Source organism: Methylobacterium sp. WL103 (genome assembly GCF_008039885.1).
In the GTDB taxonomy this organism is placed as follows: domain Bacteria; phylum Pseudomonadota; class Alphaproteobacteria; order Rhizobiales; family Beijerinckiaceae; genus Methylobacterium; species Methylobacterium cerastii.
Window position 1 is genome coordinate 1 of the sequence record NZ_VRUX01000284.1, and the last position, 5,342, is coordinate 5,342.

Annotated in this window: 4 protein-coding genes and 1 pseudogene; 1 reads left to right on the plus strand and 4 read right to left on the minus strand. The window is 70.8% G+C overall.

Features of this window, described 5'->3' with window-relative positions; genetic code table 11:
- The 4 genes from FV222_RS16325 to FV222_RS16340 all read right to left on the minus strand — a co-directional run.
- Positions 1-878, minus strand: an 878-nt coding sequence (locus FV222_RS16325; protein WP_147815123.1) for an ABC transporter ATP-binding protein, incomplete at its 3' end; no start/stop codon positions are given.
- Positions 879-1,128: 250 nt separating this feature from the next.
- Positions 1,129-1,992 carry an ABC transporter permease gene (locus FV222_RS16330; protein WP_210248491.1) on the minus strand — a complete coding sequence of 288 codons (864 nt, stop codon included), beginning with the start codon at positions 1,990-1,992 and terminating at the stop codon, positions 1,129-1,131.
- Between the two features lie 83 nt (positions 1,993-2,075).
- On the minus strand, positions 2,076-3,050 hold the full coding sequence (locus FV222_RS16335) for an ABC transporter permease (RefSeq protein WP_147764743.1): 975 nt from the start codon (positions 3,048-3,050) through the stop codon (positions 2,076-2,078).
- 85 nt (positions 3,051-3,135) lie between these two features.
- Positions 3,136-4,791 (minus strand): ABC transporter substrate-binding protein, encoded by a 1,656-nt coding sequence (locus tag FV222_RS16340; protein ID WP_147764742.1) that lies wholly within the window; start codon positions 4,789-4,791, stop codon positions 3,136-3,138.
- Between the two features lie 105 nt (positions 4,792-4,896).
- On the opposite strand from FV222_RS16340, the pseudogene FV222_RS16345 reads away from it, so the two are divergent.
- Positions 4,897-5,150: pseudogene (locus FV222_RS16345) on the plus strand (hypothetical protein).
- Positions 5,151-5,342 lie beyond the last annotated feature (192 nt).

Here is a 5,342-nt window from a genome sequence, read left to right on the forward strand (position 1 = left end):
GGGCAGCGCGGCGCGAAGGCGCAGCCCGGGGGGCGGTCGACGAGCGAGGGCGCCATGCCGGGGATCTGCGTCAGCGGCACGCCGCGCGCGTTGCGGCTCGGGGCGGAGCCGATCAGTCCGGCGGTGTAGGGATGGAGCGGCGCCTCGATCACGTCGGCCACCGGCCCGCCCTCGACGATGCGGCCGGCGTACATCACGCAGAGCCGGTCGGCGAGGCCGGCCACCACCGCGAGGTCGTGGGTGATCCAGATGAGCGCCGTGCCCATCTCGGCGCAGAGCGCCTGCGCCTCGGCCAGGATCTGCGCCTGGATCGTCACGTCGAGGGCCGTGGTCGGCTCGTCGGCGATGAGGAGGGCCGGCGCGTGCAGCAGCGCGATGGCGATGGCGATGCGCTGGCGCATGCCGCCCGAGAGCTGGTGCGGGTAGGCGCGCAGGCGTTCGTCGGGCGCCGGAATCCCGACCTTGACCAGCGCCTCGCGTGCCCGCGCCCGGGCGGCGGCCACCCCGACGCGCTCGTGCGCGCGGATCGCCTCGACGACCTGGGTCTCGACCCGCAGCACCGGGTTCAGGGTGGTCATCGGGTCCTGGAAGATCATCGCCATGCGCTTGCCGCGCAACGGGCGGAGCTCCGCTTCCGGCAGGCCGGCGATGTCGCGGCCCTCGAACAGGATCTTTCCGCCGGACACTCGGCCGGGCGCCTCGATCAGCCCCATCAGCGCGAGCCCGGTCACCGATTTGCCCGAACCGGACTCGCCGACGAGCCCCAGCACCTCGCCCCGGTTCACGGTGAGGCTCACCCGGTCCACGGCGACGTGCTCGCGCCCGCCGGCCCGGAAGCCGACGCTGAGGTTTTCGAGGGCGAGGACGGGGGCGGTCATGACATGCGCCGCCCGGCGGCACGGAGCGCTGCCGTTTTCCCGGACGCCAGCAGCGTGAGCGGAAGGCGATCCGGGATCCAGCACGACGAGCGCCGCGAAGCAGCTCCTGCGCCCTGGAGCACCGGGAAATACGCGGCGCTTCGCCCATTCCTGTGCTGGGTCCCGGATCGTCCCTCCGCTGCGCTTAGGTCGTCCGGGAAGGCGGAGGCTGGAGCTGCGAGCCTTTCGCTCCACGACGTCCCGAACGCCATCAATCCGAAAACCTCGGGTTCAGCACGTCGCGCAGCCGGTCGCCGACGAGGTTGATCGCGACGATGACGGCCACCAGCGCCAGGCCGGGGAAGGTCGAGATCCAGTACTTGCCCGAGAGCAGGTAGTCGTAGCCGTTCTTGATCAGCAGCCCGAGGGAAGGCTCGGTCACCGGCACGCCGACGCCGAGGAAGGACAGCGTCGCCTCCAGCGCGATGGCGTGGGCCACCTGCATGGTCGCGACGACGATCACCGGGGGCAGGCAGTTCGGCAGCAGGTGGCGGACGATCAGGCTGCGCCGGGGCAGGGCGAGGGCGCGGGCGGCCTCCATGTACTCGCGGCGGCGCTCGACCAGGGCGGTCGCCCGGATGGCGCGGGCGTAGTAGGCCCATTGCACGGCGATGAGGGCGATCACGACCTTGTCGACCCCGCGGCCGAAGGCGGCGAGCAGCACCAGCGCGATCAGGATCGCCGGGAACGAAAGCTGGAGGTCGGCCAGCCGCATCAGCACGGCGTCGACCCGGCCGCCGGCGTTGGCCGCGAGCACGCCGACCGCCGAGCCCAGCGTCGCGGCGACCAGGGTCGCCGAGAGGCCGACGACGAGGGAGACGCGCAGGCCGTAGACGATGGCCGAGAGCATGTCGCGCCCCTGCGCGTCGGTGCCGAGCACGTAGAGCAGGCCGGAAACGCTGCGGCTGCCGGGGGGCAGGGTGCCGTCCATCACGTCGAGGTTGGCGAGGTCGTAGGGGTCCTGCGGGGTGATCCAGGGGGCGAGGCACGCGGCCAGGATCGTCAGCACCAGGATCGCGAAGCCCAAAGCCGCCCCGGGGCTGCGGAAGAAGACGCGGAAGTGGGCGCGCCACACCGGCTCGGCCGCCTCGACCCGAGCCGACGCGGCGGGCGGGCCGTCGGCGGGCAGGCCTTCGGAAGGTAGGATCTCGGGACGGCTCACGCGGCCTCCGACAGGCGGACGCGCGGATCGAGGCCGGCATAGATCAGGTCCACGATCAGGTTGATGAGCACGAACAGGCAAACCGTCAGCATCAGGTAGGCGACGATCACCGGGCGATCGAGGCGGTTGATCGAGTCGATCAAAAGCTTTCCGATGCCGGGCCAGGCGAACACCGTCTCGGTGACGACGGCGAAGGCGATCATCGAGCCGAACTCGAGACCGATCACCGTCACCACCGGCAGCAGGATGTTCTTCAGCACGTGCACCCCGACGATGCGGGCGGGCGAGAGGCCCTTGGCGCGGGCGAAGCGCACGTAGTCCTGCAGCATCGCCTCGCGGGTGCCGGCGCGCGCCAGCCGAATCACCACCGCGAGCTTGAACAGCGCGAGGTTCACCGCAGGGAGGACGAGGTGGCGCAGGCCGTCGAGGGTCAGCAGGCCGGTCTCGACGCCGAGCACGTTCACCGTCTCGCCGCGGCCGCCCGCCGGGAACCAGCCGAGCGTCACCGCGAAGACCAGCACCAGCATCAGACCCTGCCAGAAGTTCGGCAGCGAGAACGCGAGGATCGAGCCGGTCATGATCGTCCGGCCCGAGGCTGCGTTCGGCCGCAGGCCCGCCCAGAGGCCGAGCGGCAGGCCGACCGCAACGGCGAGCACCAGGGCGGTGAGCGCCAGCTCCAGGGTCGCCGGCAGGCGCTGCACGATCACCGACAGGGCGGACTCGTTGTAGACGAACGAGCGCCCGAGATCCCCGTGCAGGGCGCGCCAGGCGAAGGTGCCGAACTGGACCGGCAGCGACCGGTCGAGCCCGAGCCGGGCGGCGATGGCGGCGCGCTCGTCCGGCGTCGCGTCGGGTGCGGCCAGCATGTCGATCGGGTCGGCGATGGCGTAGACGCCGAGGAACACCAGCGTCGCCATCGCCGCGACGGTGACGAGCGCCTGGCCGAAGCGCTGGATCAGGTAGGTCAGCATGGGGACACGCCGCCGAACGAGGTGCGCATTCCCTCTCCCCGCAGGCGGGGAGAGGGGGTGCGCGGTGGCCGCGAAGCCCGACCCCTCACTTCACCACCACGACGTCCATCGCCAGCGTGTACTGGTCGATCCGCGGCGTGTAGCGCAGGCTCTTCACCGTGGCCCAGGGGGTCACCTCGAAGTGGAGCGGGATCAGCGGATAGTCCGCCATGGCCAGCGCCGAGGCCCGGCGCAGCAGGGCGGAGCGTTCGGCTTCGTCGAAGGTGCGCATCGCCTCGATCGTGAGCCGGTCGACCTCGCGGTTGCAGTAGCGGCCCCGGTTGGTGAAGCCGCGGCCGGTCTCCGGGTCGAAGCACAGCAGCAGCGAGTTCAGCGAGTTCGACATCTCGCCGGAATCCGCGCCCCAGCCGGCGAGATACGCCGAGAACGAGAACGTGTTGCGCCGGGTGAAGAAGGTCGAGGAGGTCGAGGCGTCGAGGCTCGTCTTCACGCCGATCCGGCTCCACATCTGGGCGACGGCCTGCGCGATCTTCTCGTCGTTGATGTAGCGGTCGTTCGGCGTACCGAGCGTGATCTCGAAGCCGTTCGGGTAGCCGGCCTGGGCGAGCAGGTCCTTTGCCGCCTTCGGATCGTAAGGGACGACGGGGAAGTCCTTGGTCGTGCCGGAGAGCGGAAAGGGCAGCAGCTCGCCGGCTGCCTGCGCCACCCCGCCCATCACGCGCTCGACGATGGCCTTGCGGTCGATGCCCTTGGAGAGCGCCTCGCGCACGCGCTTGTCGAGCAAGGGGTTCTTGTCGGTCCCGCGGATCGTCGGCGTCTTCCAGCCCGCGCCGTCGAACTGGTCGAGGTGGATGTAGATGATCCGGTTCGACAGGCCCTTGGTGACGGTGAAGCCCGCCGCCTCGATCCGCGGCAGGTCCTGGATCGCCGGGTTCTCGATCAGGTCGGCGTCGCCGGCGAGCAGCGCCGCCACGCGCGGGCCGGTCGAGACGATCGGCTTCATCGTCACCGTGTCGAAGGCGGGGGCCGCGCCCCAGTAGGTCGGGTTCTTGGAAAGCACCACCTGCGTGCCGCGCACGTACTCCTTGAGCGCGTAGGGGCCGGTGCCGACCGCGACCTTGGGGTTGCCGAAATCGGTGGATTTCGGCGGGGTGCCCATCCCGATGCATCCGCCCTTGGCGAACGCGACCGGGCCGGGGGCGCCCGACGCCTTGGCGCTGAGCATGCCGAGCGCGGTGATGTTGGTCGGCAGGAGCGGCAGGGGCCCCGCGGTCTTGATCACCACGGTCAGCGGGTCGGGGGCGGTGACGCCCTCGAACGGCCGGACGAAGGTGGCGAAGGAGGAGGGCGAGTTCTCGACCAAAGGGATGCGGCAGAAGGTGTAGATCACGTCGTTCGCGGTGAACGGCGTGCCGTCGGAGAAGGTCACGTTCGGGCGGAGCTTGAACGTCCAGGTGTGCTCGTCGTCGGCCGTCCAGGACAGGGCGAGGGCCGGCACCACCGCCATCGCGGCGTCCGTGGTGACCAGCCCTTCGAAGATGTGGCGCCGCAGCGAGTTGTTGGGGCCGAGGTTGTGGAAGTGCGGATCCATCGAGGTGGCTTCCGCCGCCAGGCCGATGCGCAGGTCGCGGGCTTGCGCCTGGCCGGTCCAGGCCGCCGACATGGCCAGCCCGCAGAGGACCGATCCAGACAGGGCAACGCGCGACAGGGTTCGGCGCGGACGACGGCGCGTCTCGATCATCGACGGTTCCGTGTAGGAGGAGCGGGCACGCGAGGGTGGCGCATCGACGGCGCTAGCGTCAATCGTGCCAACCGACGGTTTTGCTGCACGGTTCGAGGACACGCGATGGGTATGAAGACGACGTTCGTGGTCCAGACCTTCGTGGTCAAGCGCAAGCGCCTGGTGCCGGGCGACCGCGAGGTGGCTCCGACCGAGAGCGGCGCGCTGAGAAGGCGCAGGCCATGGCCGGGCGGATGCCCGGCACCGCGGCGCTGAAGGTGGTGGCCGACGACGAGACCGGGGAATTGGAAAGCGTGACGATCCTCGGGCAGTTCGGCGAGGTGCCGGAGGATTTCGCGGAATCGCTGCAGGGCGGGTGACCGTCGGCCTTCGAGCGGAAAAAGGCGGAGCGGGCCGCCCGGCCCGCTCCGCCTCGACGCGACCGCCTCAGGGCGATCGCGTCAGTCCGATCGTCCGGCGATCACTTGTCGCCGATCACTTGTCGCCGATCACTTGCCGCTGGGAGCTGCGCCGCTGCCGGTGGTGCCGTTGCCGCCGCCGCTGCCGGCGGG

Coding starts and splice junctions, on each gene's coding strand:
- FV222_RS16335 (WP_147764743.1), bottom strand. CDS start 3,050: ATGCTGACCTACCTGATCCAGCGCTTCGGCCAGGCGCTCGTCACCGTC.
- FV222_RS16340 (WP_147764742.1), bottom strand. CDS start 4,791: ATGATCGAGACGCGCCGTCGTCCGCGCCGAACCCTGTCGCGCGTTGCC.